The sequence below is a fragment of the Pseudomonas migulae NBRC 103157 genome (assembly GCF_002091715.1).
GTDB lineage: Bacteria > Pseudomonadota > Gammaproteobacteria > Pseudomonadales > Pseudomonadaceae > Aquipseudomonas > Aquipseudomonas migulae_A.
Genome location: NZ_BDAG01000036.1, coordinates 1 through 19,381, shown reverse-complemented (window position 1 = coordinate 19,381; position 19,381 = coordinate 1). Strand labels below are relative to the sequence as shown.

12 protein-coding genes are annotated in these 19,381 nt (G+C 59.9%); 6 read left to right on the top strand and 6 right to left on the bottom strand.

The genetic code is table 11. The features are described 5' to 3' along the window. Position 1: 1 nt before the first annotated feature. From PMI01S_RS23345 to PMI01S_RS23330, 4 genes are all read right to left on the bottom strand, one after another. Positions 2-1,012 (bottom strand): class 1 fructose-bisphosphatase, encoded by a 1,011-nt coding sequence (locus PMI01S_RS23345; RefSeq protein ID WP_007933966.1) that lies wholly within the window; start codon positions 1,010-1,012, stop codon positions 2-4. Positions 1,013-1,314: 302 nt separating this feature from the next. After that, on the bottom strand, positions 1,315-2,688 hold the full coding sequence (locus PMI01S_RS23340) for a DUF3999 domain-containing protein (protein ID WP_084322512.1): 1,374 nt from the start codon (positions 2,686-2,688) through the stop codon (positions 1,315-1,317). Further along, positions 2,685-6,287, bottom strand: a complete 3,603-nt coding sequence (locus PMI01S_RS23335) for a DUF2339 domain-containing protein (RefSeq protein WP_084322511.1) — start codon at positions 6,285-6,287, stop codon at positions 2,685-2,687. The genes PMI01S_RS23340 and PMI01S_RS23335 overlap by 4 nt, the downstream gene beginning before the upstream one ends. Before the next feature lie 282 nt (positions 6,288-6,569). After that, positions 6,570-9,020, bottom strand: a complete 2,451-nt coding sequence (locus PMI01S_RS23330; protein WP_084322510.1) for a glycogen/starch/alpha-glucan phosphorylase — start codon at positions 9,018-9,020, stop codon at positions 6,570-6,572. Positions 9,021-9,279: 259 nt separating this feature from the next. Here PMI01S_RS23330 and PMI01S_RS23325 point away from each other — a divergent pair, with 259 nt between their 5' ends. Next, complete coding sequence (locus PMI01S_RS23325) at positions 9,280-9,720, top strand: YkgJ family cysteine cluster protein (protein ID WP_090473876.1); 441 nt, start codon at positions 9,280-9,282, stop codon at positions 9,718-9,720. 212 nt (positions 9,721-9,932) lie between these two features. Here the strand turns inward: PMI01S_RS23325 and typA are convergent, their stop codons facing one another. After that, positions 9,933-11,753, bottom strand: a complete 1,821-nt coding sequence (typA, locus tag PMI01S_RS23320; RefSeq protein WP_084322509.1) for a translational GTPase TypA — start codon at positions 11,751-11,753, stop codon at positions 9,933-9,935. 139 nt (positions 11,754-11,892) lie between these two features. Further along, entirely contained in the window at positions 11,893-13,347 is a 1,455-nt protein-coding gene (gene thiI, locus PMI01S_RS23315; RefSeq protein WP_084322508.1) for a tRNA uracil 4-sulfurtransferase ThiI, read from the bottom strand. A 330-nt stretch (positions 13,348-13,677) separates the two neighbouring features. Between thiI and glnA the strand changes: the two genes are divergently transcribed. The 5 genes from glnA to ntrC all read left to right on the top strand — a co-directional run bounded on the left by glnA (position 13,678) and on the right by ntrC (position 19,242). After that, positions 13,678-15,084, top strand: coding sequence for a glutamate--ammonia ligase (gene glnA, locus PMI01S_RS23305; RefSeq protein ID WP_017336068.1), 1,407 nt, complete (start codon positions 13,678-13,680; stop codon positions 15,082-15,084). Between the two features lie 279 nt (positions 15,085-15,363). Then, entirely contained in the window at positions 15,364-15,876 is a 513-nt protein-coding gene (locus PMI01S_RS23300; RefSeq protein ID WP_084322505.1) for a DUF4124 domain-containing protein, read from the top strand. Beyond that, positions 15,873-16,493: a DUF4124 domain-containing protein gene (locus tag PMI01S_RS23295; protein WP_084322503.1), complete on the top strand. Its 621-nt coding sequence runs from the start codon at positions 15,873-15,875 to the stop codon at positions 16,491-16,493. The genes PMI01S_RS23300 and PMI01S_RS23295 overlap by 4 nt, the downstream gene beginning before the upstream one ends. Before the next feature lie 230 nt (positions 16,494-16,723). Further along, positions 16,724-17,809 (top strand): nitrogen regulation protein NR(II), encoded by a 1,086-nt coding sequence (gene glnL / locus PMI01S_RS23290; protein ID WP_084322501.1) that lies wholly within the window; start codon positions 16,724-16,726, stop codon positions 17,807-17,809. Next, positions 17,806-19,242, top strand: a complete 1,437-nt coding sequence (gene ntrC, locus PMI01S_RS23285; RefSeq protein WP_084322499.1) for a nitrogen regulation protein NR(I) — start codon at positions 17,806-17,808, stop codon at positions 19,240-19,242. The genes glnL and ntrC overlap by 4 nt, the downstream gene beginning before the upstream one ends. The last annotated feature ends 139 nt before the right edge of the window (positions 19,243-19,381 follow it).

Below are 19,381 nucleotides of genomic sequence, written 5' to 3'. Positions count from 1 at the left end.
TTTATTCCTTGTGATAAGCCGTGACGCGTGCGACTTCTTCTTTCGAACCGAGGAACACCGCTACGCGCTGGTGCAAGCCTTCCGGCTGAATGTCGAGGATGCGCTGGTGACCATCGGTGGAAGCACCGCCGGCCTGCTCAACCAGGAACGACATCGGGTTGGCTTCGTACATCAAGCGCAGTTTGCCCGGCTTCGACGGCTCGCGGCTGTCGCGTGGGTACATGAACAGACCGCCACGGGTCAGGATGCGGTGCACGTCGGCAACCATCGCGGCGACCCAACGCATGTTGTAGTTCTTTTTCAGCGGGCCTTCGTCGCCAGCCAGCAATTCGTCGACGTAACGTTGCACCGGCGCTTCCCAGTGACGCTTGTTGGACGCGTTGATCGCGAACTCCTGCGTGGACTCCGGGATCGTAATGTCTTCATGGGTCAGCACGAAGCTGCCCATTTCACGGTCCAGGGTAAAGCCTTTCACGCCATTGCCCAGGGTCAGCACCAACATGGTCTGTGGACCGTAAATCGCATAACCGGCGGCAACCTGCTGAGTGCCTGGCTGCAGGAAGGCCTTTTCGTTCAACGGCTCGTTCTGGGTCAGGTATTCGTTCGGGCAACGCAGCACCGAAAAGATCGTACCGACCGGCGCGTTGATGTCGATGTTCGACGAACCGTCCAGTGGGTCGAATACCAGCAGGTATGCGCCTTTCGGGTATTTGCCCGGGATCTGGTAGGCATTGTCCATTTCTTCGGACGCCATGCCGGCCAGGTGACCGCCCCATTCGTTGGCTTCGAGCAGGATGTCGTTGGACATGACATCAAGCTTCTTCTGCACTTCACCTTGGACGTTTTCGGTGCCCATGCTGCCCAGAACACCTCCCAGGGCGCCTTTGGACACGGCGTGGCTGATTTCCTTGCAGGCACGCGCCACCACTTCGATCAGGAAGCGCAGATCGGCAGGAGTGTTGTTGCTGCGGGTCTGCTCAATCAAATAGCGACTCAGGGTAACGCGGGACATGGAAGGCTCCGGTGGAATGGGGGGGCTAAAAACCCGCGCAGTTTAACGCGAGTCGGGGCGCATTTCCTCCTATCAGACGTGGAACACCCAATAGAGTTCATGTGCCGGGTTTAGCGTAGTTCGAAACCGGCCGGATGTCGGCCGGCGACGGGCGGCAGTTTTGATATCTTCTCAGCCTGAAAGTCAGCCTTCGCGGGCAAGCCCGCTCCCACAAGGTTTTGTGTCGTATGTGGAAATTGCGAACGACGCGAAACCTGTGGGAGCGGGCTTGCTCGCGATTTGGCGCGCAGCGCCAGCCATCCTCAGGAGTTGGCCGGAGGTTTGCGCAGCAGACTGAATGCCATCGCCGCCAGAAACAGAACACTCAGCAACAACACCGCCCACAACCCGAACTTCTTCCAGTTGGTCCCGACCTGCGAAGTCGACGTGACTGTCGATGTCGGTGTCGCGACCACCCCGCTGTCCACCGTCGCCTTGCCCAATGCCGCCCACTTCGCCGCGCTGTAATCCGGAATCAATGTCGACAACGGCAGGTTCGCCGCCTTCGCCGTCGCACTGCCCAACACCAGCGTATAAGGCCCGGCACCGCGCGCCAGGAACACCAGTTGCGTCGAGCGCACGGCAAACTTCACAGTCGGCGCTTCGGCACCCAGGCCACCGCCCCGCTCGTCCACCGTCAACTTCAACTGCTGCACCGTTTGCCCTGGCAACTGCAATTCGTTCTGCACCACATCCTGCCCACTTTGCGTCAGGCGATAGAGCAAGCCGCTGCTCAGCGGCTGCCACGGCAGGCTGCTGTCCCGACGACCGGACAAGGTCGCCGGCGCCAGGCTGTTCGGCTGACTCAGCTCGACCTGCAAGCGCTCGACATTCAGTCCCATGGGCAATTGCCAGGTGTATTCCCCGGCCTTCACGCTGCTGCCGGCCAACGGTTGCGACCAGACCAACGGCAGCGGCAGGCTGCGGGTGCTGGCGCTTTCCAGTTGCACCGATGTCAGCGTCGGCGCCGACTGCGGCGTGCTCCACAACAAACGCAGATAGCGCGCCGTTTGCCCCGGCAAGCCGACTTCATGTTGCTCGACCCGCTCGTCGGCAAAAGTCAGTCGTGCTACCTGCCCGTCACCCCACGACTGCCAATGCAGCAAGTCGTCGCTGGCTTCGATACTGAAACGCTGGAAGCCATCGCGCTCGCTGGTCCAGTCGAGGATCAACTGCTGCAGCGGCGCCTTTATGCCGCTGACGTCGAGCAACCAGCCACGCAGCACTTCTTCGCCCACCTCCAGCTGACTCGACGGCTGCACTTCGACCAGCGTGCCATTGGCGTTCGATTGCACCCGCACACTCGGTGCTCGCTCGGTGTCGTCCGCAGAGTTGTACAGCGGGAACCACTTCACGTCGGTCAGGGTACGGTTTTCGCGGGTTGGCGCTGCTTCTCGCGCCAAGGCATAGGCCTGAGCCTCACCCGCTGCGTTGAATACGCGCACGTCGCTCAGATCGGTCTGCAGCGCATTCAATTGCACGGCAAAGGGCAATTCGAGGCGATACCACGGCCCCTCGCCATTCACGGTCAACGGCACTTGCGTGGCGAAATCCGACGGTTTTTCCTGCGCGCCGGCCGACAGCGCCACACCCATGGCAATAGCGCCCAACCAGACCAGGTTCAGCTTCGAACTCAAGATGACACTCCTTCGGTTTGCGGGGCCGGTTTTTCTGAATCCGGCGCAGCGTCGGCACGTTTGGGTGGCAACGGGGCGAAATAACCCACCACCAACAGCAACACACCCACGCCGATAAACGAGACGATCCGCGCCAGCCCGCCACGGTTACTCAATTCGACAAAGAACAATTTGGCTACCACGATGCCGATCAACGCCGCGCCAATCAGCCAGACTTCGCGACGATGCCGTAGATGGCCGCCGATCATCAGACTCAGGGCCATCAAGGTCCAGACGATCGACAGACCGGCCTGCACCTGCATCGACGCGAGCAGCAAATCCAGCTCGAACGGTACGCCGCCCCAATGGTGAGCCGTGCGGTTCACCAGCGAGGTAAAGAACGCGAACAGCGAAACGCCGGCGATCAGTTGCGTGGCGTGATCGAAGGTGTCCTTGCGGATCGCCAGTTGCGTCACCGCGCTACGAGCCCAGGCATAAACCCCGAACAGCGCAAACAGCAGGCCCAATTCCAGCGGATTGATCAGCGGCACGTAAGGCAACGGTTCGGCAGTGCCGTCGCTGACGATGTTCGCCAGCCAGAACCAGCCGAGCATCAGCACCGCCAGTGGCGTCGCCGCGTACAGTCGATATTCGCGCGAGTAAGCCGATACCGGCCAAGGCCAGTGGCGTGGCGCAGCCATCAGCACCAGGTAAAGGCTCGGCAGCATTGCCCAACCCAACCAGCGCCAGGCGTTGTACTGCTCGGACAGCAACATCAGGCCGTAACGCAGCTCCAGCGCCAGCACCCCGATCAACAGCCAGCAACCGAGCACATGAGCAGTGCTCAGGGCCCGCGCCGGCAGCATCGGCGCCAGACGCCGCAGTGAGATGAAATGCACGACGAACACCGCCGTCCAGGCCAGCCAACCGAAATCCGCCGCCGGGTGATAACGCGAGTGCCAGGCTGCGAGCAACACCACACCCGCCGCCGGTATCAGCAAGGTGCAGAGCAAGCCCAGCGACGGCCACGTCAGGCGCAACGCCAATACCGCCCACAACGCCACGCTCACCGCTGCAACTGTCAGCAGCAAGGTCGCTTGAAGATTCACTGGTGCAAACCGCAGCACTTCACTGATCCACGCCAGCGCCCACCAACCGGCGCCCCACACCAGCAGCACTTCGGACAAGCGCTGCAAGCTCAGCCCATCAAACGCCGAAGCATGGTTGCCGAGCTGCAAGCGCCAGGCCCCGACCAACGCGGCCAATCCCAACACCAACGGCGTCCAGAAACCGCTGTGCGCCAATGGTTTCAATCCTTCGCTGGCCAGGGGCCCCAGCAGATCCGGCCCGGCGAACAGGAACGCCGCCCCGCCGATCACCTGGAGCAGCAGACCGAAGACAAAACTCACGCGCTGCTTCAAGTACAGGCTCAGCCAGATGATGAACAAACCACTGGCCGCCCACACCGCGCTCGCGGTTTGCCACGGCAGCACGAACAGCACCGCCAGATTGATCAGCACCAGACCGGCCAGCAACACCACCGACAAACCGCGCAACAATCGAACGTCGCTACGCACCATGTCATCGCGCGCTGCCAGCAACATACCGGCGATCAACGCCAGACCGATCAGGGACGCGCTGAGCAAGCCGTTCCAACCAGCACTGAACACCGCGCCGGACTCACCGTTCGCGCCTTGCAGCCGCAGCAGGAACAACGCTCCTCCCAACAACTGCACAGCGAACGCGGTAAACAGGAACGTGCGCGATTGCAGACGCAGGCCGACAAACAATGTCGCCAGACCGGCCAACGCCCAACTGATTGCGGTGCCGTGGGTGAAAAAGAACAGCGGCGCCAGCAGATAGAGAAAGGTCAGGCCGAGGCACGCCAACACCGGCAAGCCTTTGCGCTCCCACGCCGACGTCTGCTCGGGCAAGGCGTTGCGCAATTGGTAGAAGCTGAACAGCAACGCCATGCCGAGCATCAACGCACCCAGCGGTGCGCCATCGAGCAGGCTGGCTTCGCCGATCCGCAGCTCGCTGAGAAACGCCAGCGCCGACCCCAGTTGCAGCAGCAAGGCAAAGGCGCGGGCCAGTGGTCGTTGCTGACGCAGGCCGAGCCAGAAAATCCCCGCGCCTTCCACGGCCCAGGCGGCGGAAGTCCAGCGTGCATCGAGGCCCAATGGAATCGCCAGGCTGGCGAAGATCACGCCCAGCGCCAGACAGGTTTCCGCCAGCAGCAGCGCGCGTCCGCCCATCAGCAGACGCGCAAGCCCCATGTAGATCATGCCCAGTGCGAGGGCGCTGAAGGCGGCGGCAAATTCCAGGTGCTGCACCAGCGCGAACTGCAAACCGAAACCCACCAACGGCGGGCCGAACAGCATCGTGCCGTCGACGTAATCGCCTTTACGCGCCGACCAGCGCAGCAGCGCCTCGCGGCTGTCGTCCTCGGGCGCATCGCTCATTTCCAGCAACTTGCGTCGCGTGAACAGCAGGCCGATAGCCAGATACATCAGGAAGAACAGAATCAGGAACGGTTCGGTGCTCCACAGCAATTCCGGCGTATAGGAGCGCAGGCCCCAGGCGAAACCGATGCCGAAGGTGCCGACGAAGCCGATCAGGTTGAGCAGCCGCCAGGCCTTGAACCAGGCGATGGCGAGAATGCCGGCGTTGAGCAAGGCAAAGTAGCTGAATAGCGCGACGTGGTTGCCGGCGCCGGTAGACGTCAGGATCGGTGCAGCGAAACCGCCCAGCGCGGCAGCGCACGCCAGGCCAAGGGAATCCTGGGTGATTGCCAGAATGGCGGAGAACACCGTCACCGCCACCAGCAGGCCGAGCGCTGCCGTCGGATCGAGCAGTGGATGCAAACGCATCGCTGCGAACACCGTCAGGTACAGCACAGCAATCCCGGTGCCTTGCAGCATCAGCGCATAGTGGTGGTTGCGATGGCGCAGCCACCAACCGAGCCCCAGCAAACCCAACGCAGCCGCCGCGACCCCGGCGTAACGCAGTTCGATCGGCACCACCATGCCTTCGGTGGCATAACGCAGCAAAAACGCGAGGCCGAGGAACAACAGCACCACGCCGACCCGCAGCACCGTGTTGCCCCCGAACAGCCAGTTACGCGCACCGCTGATGGCCCTTTCGATGAAGTTCGGGCCGCGCGGAACGGCAGGTTGCTGCGGCTCGCGGGCGACGGGCTCGGCTTTCCAGACATCGTCGGGCAAGGGACGGCTGGCTTGCGTCGCCGTTGCGGTGATCGGTTCGAGTTGGGGCGGAAGCTCCCAGACCATCTCCGGGGTTGAGACAGAAATATCTTCGAGAATGAACACAGGAGAGGGGGCGGGGTCACTGGCAACCGGCTCCTCGGCAACCGGTTCGCTGGCTTCAGGTGCCTTGACGCCAGACACCTCCAGCAAGGCCAGGCGTTGCTGGACGGCATTCATCGCCACTTGCGCCTGCTCCAGCAGAACGCGTTGTTCAGCGGCCTGTGAGCCCAAACGGCCGATGCGAATGGCCTGGCCGATCCCCAGCCCGAGCAACGCGCCCAACAGCGCGTCGCTGAACGACTCGTCGAGTATCCAGCCCAGCACCAGCCCAATCAGCATGAACATCCATTGCATGGTCGATATCCCTAAGCAGCCCCGCTGCGGGGCGAATCCGGGTGATACAACATCTGATCCAGTCTAGTGACCAGACACCCGGAATCCAGTGTGAGCGCAGATTGAATCTGCACCACAAATTGGGAGCGGGCTTGCTCACGAAGAGGCCATCACATTCAACATTGATGTCGAATGTCAGTCCGCTTTCGCGAGCAAGCCCGCTCCCACCAGGATCAAGTTGATGCTTAGTATATCGGCCAGGCCCAACAACCGTCGGACCTTGCTCGCAATTATTGCTAAAAGTTACTCCAATGCTTTCCAGATATCCGTGGCGTACTCGCGAATGGTCCGGTCGGAGGAGAACCAGCCCATCCGGGACGTGTTCAACACCGCCGAACGCCACCACTCGTTCGAATCGTGCCAATGGGCTTCCACGCGCATCTGCGCATCCCAGTAGGAATCGAAGTCGGCGCAGACCAGGAAGCGGTCGTAGTCGATCAGCGAATCGATCAAGCCGGTATAGCGGGACGGGTCATCCGGCGAGAACACCCCGCCGCGAATCGCTTGCAGCACGTCATTGAGCCGGTGAGACGCGGCAATGTCCGGCGTCGCATTGAACTCATGATTCTGTTTGCGCGCTTCAACCTGCTGCGCACTGAGGCCGAAGATGAACATGTGCTCGGCGCCAATGCGTTCGCACATTTCCACGTTGGCGCCGTCCAGGGTGCCGATGGTCAGCGCGCCGTTGAGGCCGAATTTCATGTTACTGGTGCCCGAGGCTTCAAAACCTGCGGTGGAAATCTGCTCCGACAAGTCCGCCGCCGGAATGATGCTCTCCGCCAGGCTGACGTTGTAGTTGGGCAAGAACACCACTTTGAGCAAACCACGCACAGTCGGGTCGTTGTTCACTACCCGGGCAATGTCGTTGGTGAGCTTGATGATCAGCTTGGCCTGGTGATAACTGGCGGCGGCCTTGCCGGCGAAGATTTTCACCCGCGGTACCCAGTCGATTTCCGGCTCGGCACGGATCGCCTGATACAGCGCGACGGTGTGCAGCAGGTTGAGCAACTGACGTTTGTATTCGTGGATCCGTTTGACCTGAACGTCGAACATCGCCGCCGGGTTGACCGCGACCCCAAGCCGTTCATGAATGATGTACGCCAGGGCTTTCTTGCTGTGCAGGCGCTGCTCGGCGAAGGCCTTGCGGAACGCGGCTTTTTCAGCGAACGGTTCCAGATCAAGCAAACGCTGTTCCGGGTTATCCAGCAGATCAGGGCCAAGGGCGTCGACCAGCATCGAGGTCAACTCCGAGTTGGCCTGATACAACCAGCGGCGGAAGGTAATGCCGTTGGTCTTGTTGTTGATTCGCTCCGGGTAGATCTTGTGCAGTTCCGAGAACACGGTTTTGCGCATCAGCTGCGTATGCAGCCCGGACACGCCGTTGACGCTGTGGGAGCCGAGAAACGCGAGGTTGCCCATGCGCACACGGCGTCCGTTGTCCTCTTCGATCAGCGATACCGCACGCAGTACGTCGAAATCGTGAACGCCTTTGGCCCGCAGCGAGTCGATGTGCTGGGCGTTGATCAGGTAAATGATCTGCATGTGCCGCGGCAGCATCCGCTCCATCAAACCGACCGGCCAGGTTTCCAGCGCTTCCGGCAACAGCGTGTGGTTGGTGTACGAGAGCGTGTCGACGGTGACTTGCCACGCGGCGTCCCACGCCACGTCGTAGACATCGACCAGTTGACGCATCAGCTCGGCCACGGCAATGGACGGGTGAGTGTCGTTGAGCTGGATCGCCGCGTGATCGCCCAGGGTCAGTACCGAGGTGTGCATGTTGCGGTGGCGGCGCAGCAAATCCTGGAGAGACGCCGCGACAAAGAAGTATTCCTGGCGCAGGCGCAGTTCCTGGCCGGCTTCGGTACTGTCCGCCGGGTAGAGCACACGGGAAATGCTTTCCGCCCGGGCCACTTCCGCGACCGCGCCCAAGTGGTCGCCGGCGTTGAAACGCTCAAGGTGCAAATCTTCCACTGCACGGGCACGCCACAAGCGCAGCGTGTTGACACTCGCGCCGCGCCAGCCGACCACCGGGGTGTCATACGCAATGGCGCGCACGGTTTCCGCCGGGGACCAGACTTGCCTGGACTTGCCGTTTTCGTCGGTAACGGTTTCGACACTGCCGCCGAAGCCGATCGGGTAAACGACTTCTGGCCGTTCGAACTCCCATGGGTTACCGAAATCCAACCAGTGCTCGGTCTGCTCCTGCTGCCAGCCATCGACAATCGCCTGACGGAACAAGCCGTGCTCATAGCGAATGCCGTAGCCGTGGCCGGCGATGCCGAGCGTCGACATACTTTCCATGAAGCACGCCGCCAGACGACCGAGGCCGCCGTTACCCAGGGCCGCATCGGGCTCCAGCAGGCGAATGCGCTCAATGTCGACGCCAAGCTCGGTCATCGCTTCGCGGGCAACGTCGAGCAGGCCGAGGTTGCTCAGGCTGTCGTAGAGCAGCCGGCCGATGAGAAATTCCAGGGAGAGGTAATAAACCCGCTTCTGACCTTTGCGGTAGATCTGCCGGGTGTGATCCATCCAGTGCTCGACCATGTGATCGCGCGCGGCCAGCGCAATGGCTTCGAACCAGTCGTGGTCAAAGGCGTGATCCGGGTCTTTACCCACCGCATAGGTGAGCTTGGTCAAGACGGCGTCGCGAAATGCGGCCACCTCTGCTTCGCGAACAAGTGGTTCTTGAGTCATCGATAGGACCTCGAGCGAGCGTGAAGTAGTTGAGCCTAGACGGTCAGACAGACGGCGTTGGCTCTGGTTCGGCAGTTTTTCCTGATAGTGCGAGATAGGCCGGCATTACATTGTCGTGTGCCCGAATCAATGCAGGGGCCGTGCCGGTTTAACGATGTTTATTGGACGGCAAAGAAAAAATCTGGCGAAAGGTTGTTCAAAAATCCACCAGTCCCGGTATGATCGCGCGCCCTGATACACACGCTGGTAACAACCGATGATGAAGCCCAACCTGATCGCCGCCGCAGAGATCGATCGTCTCGATACCTGGGCCAAATATTCTGCGCCGATGTGCGGCTCGTGTGTATCCAGCTGCTGCACCCTGCCGGTCGAGGTCAAGATCAAGGATCTGATCCGCATCGGCATCGTCGACGAGTTCGAGCGCGGAGAACCGGCGAAGAACATCGCCAAGCGGCTGCAGAAGGAAGGGATCGTCGAGCGCTACAGCCAGAAAACCGAGATCTTCACCCTCCAACGCATGAGCAACAACGATTGCCTGTACCTGGATCGTAAGAGCCGTCTGTGCACTATTTATGAAAAGCGCCCGGATACCTGCCGCAATCACCCGAAAATCGGGCCACGGCCGGGGTACTGCGCTTACAAGCCGAAGGAAGTGGCGCGCGAGACCAGCAGCAGCCGTCGGCCTCTCGAGAAATTCTGATCCGGAATCTCGCTGCCTGACGGGGCCTCATCGCTGGCAAGCCAGCTCCCACAAGGCTCAGAGTCGTACACAAAATATGTGAACACCCCAATCACTGTGGGAGCTGGCTTGCCAGCGATGAGGACGGCAACAACACCACACAAACCCCAGACAAACAAAAACGCCCCCGACCTTGCGGTCGGGGGCGTTTTTTTGTCAGCTAACTAAATGACTCAGTTACCGGACTTCTTGGCAGCGCGGGTACGCTCGCTTTCGCCCAGGATCTTCTTGCGAAGACGGATGGACTTAGGAGTCACTTCGCACAGTTCGTCTTCTTGCACGAACTCAAGCGCTTGTTCCAGGGTGAAACGGATAGGCGGAACCAGAGCGATGGTTTCGTCTTTACCCGAAGCACGCATGTTGTCGAGCTTCTTGCCTTTGGTTGGGTTGACGCCCAGGTCGTTGTCGCGGCTGTTGATGCCGACGATTTGACCTTCGTACACGTCTTCACCGTGACCCAGGAACAGTTTGCCGCGAGCTTGCAGGGTTTCCAGCGAGTAAGTCAGAGCCTTACCGGTAGCAACCGAAACCAGCACGCCGTTCTGACGGCCGGACATGTCGCCGGACTTCATCACGTCGTAACGGTCGAAGATCGAGGTCAGGATGCCTGCACCGGAGGTCAGGGTCAGGAACTCGTTACGGAAACCGATCAGGCCACGGGCCGGGATGTTGTACTCAAGGCGCACACGGCCCTTGCCATCCGGAACCATGTTGGTCAGGTCGCCCTTACGGATACCGATCTGTTCCATGATCGAACCTTGCGATTCTTCCGGCAGGTCGATGGTCACGTTTTCGTACGGTTCGTGCTTCACGCCGTCAACCATACGGATGATCACTTCCGGACGACCAACACCCATTTCGAAGCCTTCGCGACGCATGGTTTCGATCAGTACCGAGAGGTGCAGCTCACCACGGCCGGAGACTTTGAACTTGTCAGCCGAGTCGCCTTCTTCAACGCGCAGAGCAACGTTGTACAGCAGCTCTTTGTCCAGACGTTCCTTGATGTTACGGCTGGTCACGAACTTGCCTTCTTTACCGCAGAAAGGCGAGTCGTTTACCTGGAAGGTCATGGAAACGGTTGGTTCGTCAACGGTCAGCGGCTTCATCGCTTCGACGTTCAGTGGGTCGCACAGAGTGTCGGAGATGAACAGCTGGTCGAAGCCGCTGATGCAGACGATGTCGCCGGCAGCTGCTTCTTCAACGTCGATACGGTGCAGACCGTGGTGACCCATCAGCTTCAGGATACGACCGTTACGCTTCTTGCCGTCGGCGTCGATAGCGACAACCGGAGTGTTCGGCTTGATGCGACCACGAGCGATACGGCCAACGCCGATAACACCCAGGAAGCTGTTGTAGTCCAGAGCGGAGATCTGCATCTGGAACGGACCGTCACGGTCGACTTTCGGCGCAGGTACGTTGTCGACGATCGACTGGTACAGCGGGGTCATGTCTTCCGCCATGGCGGTGTGTTCCAGACCGGCAATACCGTTCAGGGCCGAAGCGTAGACGACTTTGAAGTCCAGCTGTTCTTCGGTGGCACCCAGGTTGTCGAACAGGTCGAAGATCTGGTCCAGAACCCAGTCCGGACGCGCGCCTGGACGGTCAACCTTGTTGATGACCACGATCGGACGCAGGCCGGCTTCGAAAGCCTTCTTGGTCACGAAGCGGGTTTGCGGCATAGGGCCGTCTTGAGCGTCAACCAGCAGCAGAACGGAGTCAACCATCGACATTACGCGTTCAACTTCGCCGCCGAAGTCGGCGTGGCCCGGGGTGTCCACGATGTTGATGTGGTAGCCGTTCCAGTTGATGGCGGTGTTTTTCGCCAGAATGGTAATACCGCGCTCTTTCTCCTGGTCGTTGGAGTCCATCACGCGCTCGTCGTTGAGCTCGTTGCGCTCCAGGGTGCCGGATTGACGCAAGAGTTTGTCTACCAGGGTGGTTTTACCATGGTCAACGTGAGCAATGATGGCGATGTTGCGTAGATTTTCGATCACTTGTGTATCTCGATCAGAGGATTCGGTGTGCTGACAAGTCTTGGCAGCGATTAACAGTAGAGTCAGGCCTTGCCGTTACAGCTTGACGGCAGAGTCGGGGGGCCGATGACGCAGGCCACAGGCAAACAGCCCCGGGCTCTTAGCTCGGTCGATAAACGCGCACATTGGCATGCCCCTCACTGAGCAAATGGTGGGCATGCAGGCGACTCATCACGCCTTTGTCGCAATACAGCAGGTACTGGCGAGTAGGGTCCAGTTCCTTGAAACGAGCGTTCAATGCATAAAACGGCATCGTCTGTACCTCAATGCCTGCGAGTTCCAGCGGATCGTCTTCAGCGGCATCCGGGTGACGGATGTCGATGATGATCTGGCCCGCCAGTGCTTCGCTGACTTCTTCGATCTGCAAGTCCTGGCCCAATTCGTCGATCACGCGATCGATCGGCACCAGTTTGGCGTTCTCGAGCGCACGCTCAAGGACCGCCATGTCGAATTCTTTCTCTTCATGCTCCACGCGCGGCCGCTTGGCGTGGGTCTTGGGGTTCACCGAGATGACCCCGCAATACTCCGGCATGTGCTTGGCGAAGTCGGCAGTGCCGATTTCGTTGGCCAGGTCGATGATGTCCTGCTTGTGACTGGCGATCAGCGGACGCAAGACCAGCTTGTCGGTCACGCAGTCGATCACGGACAGGTTCGGCAGCGTCTGGCTGGAAACCTGGGAAATCGCTTCACCGGTAACCAGCGCTTCGATGTCCAGCCGATCGGCAATACGGGAAGCAGCGCGCAACATCATACGCTTCAAAACTACACCCATATGACTGTTATCGACTTTCCCGAGAATTTCTCCCAGTACTTCCTCGAACGGCACACTGACAAATAACACGCGTTGGGAGCTGCCGTACTTCTTCCAGATGAAGTGCGCGACTTCCATGACGCCCAGTTCATGGGCCCGCCCGCCCAGATTGAAGAAGCAGAAATGGCTCATCAGGCCGCGGCGCATGATCTGGTAAGCGGCAACAGTGGAATCGAAGCCGCCGGACATCAGTACAAGCGTCTGCTCCAGTGCACCCAGCGGATAACCGCCGATGCTGTTGTGCTGGCTGTGGATCACAAACAACCGTTTGTCGCGAATTTCGATGCGGACTTCGATTTCCGGCTCTTTAAGCGAGATTCCGGCGGCACCGCACTGGCGACGCAGTTGGCTGCCGACGTATTTCTCGACATCCATCGAACTGAATTCATGCTTGCCGGCACGCTTGCAGCGCACCGAAAAAACCTTCCCGGCCAGCGAGTCACCGAAGTGCAGCTTGCACTTGGCGACGATGTCATCGAAGTCGCCCAACGGGTATTCGTCGACCTGCAGGAAATGCGCGATGCCCGGCATGCAGCTCAGGCGGTCGGTCATGTCCTTCAGTACTTTGGGCTCAGTCACGCGGGTTTCAAGCTCGAGATTGTCCCACACACCGTTCACCACCACGGCCGGGTCCAGGTCACGGAGCACGGTGCGGATGTTTTTGGCCAACTGGCGGATGAAACGCATCCGTACCGGGCGGCTCTTGATGGTGATCTCGGGGAAGACTTTTACGATTAGTTTCATGAAAACAGCGCGCGCTGGGCCAGCCGAAAAAGGGGGGCGCGGATTATAGCGGAAATTGCTCAAGGTTTAACCAGTTAATGTGCAGAAGGTTTTCGACGCACCAAAACAGGTCATTTACTGGTTTCAACGCAACATTGTAGGGCGACATTTTGCCCCGCAATGCGATTTGTGCCTTTATAAGCGTGATATTGGGGCAAAAAACCCATGGTGGGGCACTGGCATGCAATTTGCTCCCTTGTGAGGCAGGTTGCCTTGGCAGAGTATTCGCGCCGGCATCACCCACATTCTAAGGGCATCCACTACTAAGCCCGAAGCCACCCGGAGGACACTATGTCGAAGTCGGTTCAACTCATCAAAGATCATGACGTCAAGTGGATTGATCTGCGCTTCACGGACACCAAAGGCACTCAGCACCACGTGACCATGCCGGCTCGCGACGCGCTGGATGAAGCTTTCTTCGAAGAAGGCAAAATGTTCGACGGTTCCTCCATCGCTGGCTGGAAAGGCATCGAAGCCTCCGACATGATCCTGATGCCGGACGACAGCACCGCTGTCCTCGACCCGTTCACCGAAGAGCCGACCCTGATCCTGGTTTGCGACGTGATCGAGCCTTCGACCATGCAAGGCTACGACCGCGATCCACGTGCGATCGCCAAGCGCGCCGAGGAATACCTGAAGTCGACCGGTATCGGTGACACCGTATTCGTTGGTCCGGAACCAGAATTCTTCATCTTCGACGAAGTGAAGTTCAAGTCCGACATCTCTGGCTCCATGTTCAAAATCTTCTCCGAACAAGGTTCGTGGATGTCCGACCAGGACGTGGAAGGCGGCAACCGTGGCCACCGTCCAGGCGTCAAAGGCGGCTACTTCCCTGTTCCGCCGTTCGACCACGACCACGAAATCCGTACCTCCATGTGCAACGCCATGGAAGAAATGGGCCTGGTCATCGAAGTTCACCACCACGAAGTGGCGACTGCCGGTCAGAACGAAATCGGTGTGAAGTTCAACACCCTGGTAGCCAAGGCTGACGAAGTTCAGACCCTGAAGTACTGCGTGCACAACGTGGCTGATGCCTACGGCCGCACCGCCACCTTCATGCCTAAGCCTCTGTACGGCGACAACGGCTCGGGTATGCACGTTCACCTGTCCATCGCCAAAGATGGCAAGAACACCTTCGCTGGCGAAGGCTATGCCGGCCTGTCCGACACCGCTCTGTACTTCATCGGCGGTATCATCAAGCACGGTAAGGCCCTGAACGGCTTCACCAACCCGTCGACCAACTCCTACAAGCGTCTGGTCCCAGGTTTTGAAGCTCCGGTAATGCTGGCCTACTCGGCTCGCAACCGTTCCGCTTCGATCCGTATTCCTTACGTGTCCAGCCCTCGCGCTCGCCGTATCGAAGCCCGCTTCCCGGATCCGGCAGCCAACCCATACCTGGGCTTCGCTGCACTGTTGATGGCTGGCCTGGACGGCATCCAGAACAAGATCCACCCTGGCGACGCAGCTGACAAAAACCTGTACGACCTGCCGCCTGAAGAGGCGAAAGAGATCCCACAAGTTTGCGGCAGCCTGAAAGAAGCCCTGGAAGAGCTGGACAAAGGTCGCGCGTTCCTGACCAAAGGCGGCGTGTTCTCCGATGACTTCATCGACGCTTACATCGCCCTGAAAAGCGAAGAAGAAATCAAGGTCCGCACCTTCGTACACCCACTGGAATACGAGCTGTACTACAGCTGCTGATCCGGTAGCGCTGCAGCACGCGGCGCGACAAAAAAAGAGGCCTCCTTCGGGAGGCCTTTTTTATGCCCGCAATTCAGCGGGTGAACATTCCCCCTGTAGGCGCCGGCTTGCTGGCGATAGCGATCTTGTGGATGCCATCGCCAGCAAGCCGGCTCCTACAAGGGGGGTTATGCGGTGTTTGGGGGATTTCGGTAAATCATGCCCAGATGTTTACAACTTGGGCCAACCGTCGCCACTGACCTATGCTGCAATCCAACGCTTTCGTTTCTGGTCGATTTTATGGGTCGTGGTTTTCTATTGATGCTGTTGTTGACTGCCCTGCCCGCCGCCGCAGCGCAGATCTATAAGTACACCGACGCCGCCGGCAACACCGCCTACAGCAATCAACCGCCCGACGGCGTGAAGGCGCAGCCGGTCGAGTTACCGCCACTCAATAGTGTCGAGCGCCAGGCGCCTCCTGCCCCACCTGCCGAAGCCACCAGCAGCGAACAGTCGCGCAGCGCCTACGAGGTGCTGGAGTTGACCAACTTACCCACCACCGAAGCGCTGCGCGCCAACAACGGCACCTTCACCGTCAACGTGCTGATCAAACCCCGCCTGCAAGGTCCGCATTTGTTCAGGTTGTTGCTGGACGATCAGCCTTACGGCCAGCCGAGCAATGTGCCGATCCTGCAACTGGTCAACATTGACCGCGGCACTCACAGCCTCGCCGTCCAGGTGATCGAGGGGGAAGACGTCGTCCAGCAGAGCCCGATCGTGACTTTCACCGTTCAGCGGGTGCACAAGCCGTGAGGTTGTGGCTGTTGATCGCCTGCCTGATCGCGCTGCCCGTATCGGCCGAAGTCTTCACCTACATCGACGCCCAGGGCAATCGGGTCTTCACTGACCAACCCGGCTCTCGCAACGCCAAACGCGTGCCAATGACGCCGAGCAACCGCATGTCCGCCAATCCGACCGGCGCAGCGCCAGTGATCGCCGAGAAAAAAACCGAAACCAGCCCCCCGTTCCGCTACGACCTGCTTAGAGTGCTGGTGCCCGAACCCGACGCCACGATTCGTAGCAGCGCTGGCGAGTTGATCGTCAGCGTCACCAGCGAACCCCGCCTGCAACCGGGTCATCGCTACCGTTTATTGCTGGACGGGCAGCCCACCGCTGCCCCCGGTCCGAGCCCGGTATTTGCCTTGGGCAACATCGACCGCGGCAGCCATAAACTGTCGGTAGAAATTCTCGATGAGCACGGCCACACCGTCGAGCGTACGGCCAATCAACCTTTCCACATGCTGCGCATCTCCCTCGCGCAGAAACGTCAGGTCAACCCCTGCACGTTGACCGACTACGGCCAACGACCGGAATGTCCGCTCAAGGACAAACCCGAAGAAGAAAAAAATCCCTTCCTGCGCTTCTTTTAGCGCCGTTCAGCTTTGCGCACTATATTGGTGCAATAGGTTGCACCGTACCCATAATCCAACCCATTTTGGTTCGAAAGTACCCGCGAAAGCTGGCAGAACGCCACGCAAACGAGCGTAAAACGCCCATTTCAGGCCTTTAACGCTTCTTTTCGGAGCCTTGGTTTGGTTTTTGCATTTTCCTCGCATCAGCGCTTTATTCATGCGCGCGCCCTGCTCCAAAAGAGGTCCCGATGACCATTAGCGACGCACTACACCGTTTGCTACTCGACAACCTCACCACCGCCACCATTCTGCTCGATGCCGAACTGCGCCTCGAGTACATGAACCCGGCGGCGGAGATGCTCCTGGCCATCAGCGGTCAACGCAGCCATGGGCAGTTCATCAGCGAGTTGTTCACCGAATCCACCGAAGCACTCAACTCCCTGCGTCAGGCGGTCGAGCAGGCGCATCCATTTACCAAACGCGAAGCGATGCTCACAGCCCTCACCGGCCAGACGCTGACCGTCGATTACGCGGTAACACCGATCCTGGCCAACGGCGCCACCATGCTGCTGCTGGAAGTCCATCCGCGGGACCGCTTGTTGCGGATCACCAAGGAAGAGGCGCAGCTGTCGAAGCAGGAAACCAGCAAGATGCTGGTGCGCGGCCTGGCTCATGAAATCAAGAACCCTCTGGGCGGGATTCGCGGCGCAGCCCAGTTGCTCGCCCGCGAACTGCCGGAAGAAAGCCTGCGCGATTACACCAACGTCATCATTGAAGAAGCCGACCGCCTGCGAAATCTTGTGGACCGCATGCTCGGCTCCAACAAATTGCCGTCGCTGGCCATGTGCAACGTCCACGAAGTGCTGGAACGTGTCTGCCACTTGGTCGAGGCGGAAAGCCAAGGCTGCATCACGCTGGTGCGCGACTACGACCCGAGCATTCCCGACGTCCTGATCGACCGCGAGCAGATGATTCAGGCCGTCCTGAACATCGTGCGCAACGCGATGCAGGCCATCAGCAGCCAGAACGAGCTGCGCCTGGGCCGCATCAGTTTGCGCACCCGCGCCATGCGCCAGTTCACCATCGGCCACGTGCGCCATCGCCTGGTGACCAAGATCGAAATCATCGACAACGGTCCCGGCATTCCCGCAGACCTGCAGGAAACCATCTTCTTCCCCATGGTCAGCGGCCGCCCGGACGGTACCGGGCTGGGCCTGGCCATTACCCAGAACATCATCAGCCAGCACCAGGGCCTGATCGAGTGTGAGAGCCACCCAGGCCACACCACCTTCTCGATCTTTCTGCCACTGGAACAAGGAGCCACATCGACATGAGCCGTAGTGAAACCGTGTGGATCGTCGATGACGACCGTTCTATCCGTTGGGTCCTGGAAAAAGCCTTGCAGCAAGAAGGCATGACCACGCAAAGCTTCGACAGCGCCGATGGCGTGATGAGCCGTCTCGCGCGCCAGCAGCCGGATGTGATCATCTCGGATATCCGCATGCCGGGTGCCAGCGGCCTGGACCTTCTGGCGCGGATTCGCGAGCAACACCCACGGTTGCCAGTGATCATCATGACCGCGCACTCCGATCTGGACAGCGCTGTCGCGTCCTATCAGGGCGGCGCGTTTGAATACTTGCCCAAGCCGTTCGACGTGGACGAAGCGGTGTCGCTGGTCAAGCGCGCGAACCAGCACGCCCAGGAACAGCAAGGCCTGGAAGTCGTTCCAACCCTGACCCGTACCCCGGAAATCATCGGTGAAGCACCGGCGATGCAGGAAGTGTTTCGCGCCATCGGGCGCTTGAGCCACTCCAACATCACCGTGCTGATCAACGGCGAATCCGGGACCGGTAAAGAGCTGGTGGCTCACGCCCTGCACCGTCACAGCCCACGAGCGGCTTCGCCGTTCATTGCGCTGAACATGGCGGCGATCCCGAAGGATCTGATGGAGTCCGAACTGTTCGGCCATGAAAAAGGCGCGTTCACCGGCGCGGCCAATCTGCGTCGCGGGCGTTTCGAGCAGGCGGACGGCGGCACACTGTTCCTCGATGAAATCGGCGACATGCCGGCAGACACGCAAACCCGTTTGCTGCGCGTGCTGGCCGACGGCGAGTTTTACCGTGTAGGCGGCCATGTGCCGGTGAAGGTCGATGTGCGAATCATCGCCGCCACGCACCAGAATCTGGAAACCCTGGTGCACGCCGGAAAATTCCGTGAGGACTTGTTCCACCGCCTCAACGTGATCCGCATTCATATACCGCGCCTGTCGGACCGTCGCGAAGACATCCCGACGCTCGCCAAGCACTTCCTCAGCCGCGCCGCGCAAGAATTGGCTGTGGAGCCGAAGCTGCTGAAAAGTGAAACAGAGGAATACCTGAAGAACCTGCCGTGGGGCGGCAACGTGCGTCAGCTGGAGAATACCTGCCGCTGGATCACGGTGATGGCTTCGGGTCGCGAAGTGCACATCAGCGACCTGCCACCGGAATTGCTGAGCCTGCCGCAGGATTCAGCGCCGGTGACCAACTGGGAGCAAGCGCTGCGCCAGTGGGCCGATCAAGCGTTGGCGCGTGGCCAGTCGAGCCTGCTCGACAGCGCGGTGCCGGCGTTTGAGCGGATCATGATCGAGACTGCGCTCAAACATACGGCTGGCCGTCGTCGTGATGCCGCGGTCTTGCTGGGTTGGGGGCGCAATACCCTGACGCGCAAGATCAAGGAATTGGGGATGAAGGTGGATGGTGGAGATGATGATGAAGGGGAAGAGGGTTAATCAGCCTTCAGATCTTCGCTGACAGTTACATCCCTTCGCGGGCCATCACTTTTTTTGGCCAACATCGAACCAATGTGGGAGCGGGCTTGCTCGCGAAAGCGGTTGATCAGTCAACATTGATGTTGACTGACACGACGCC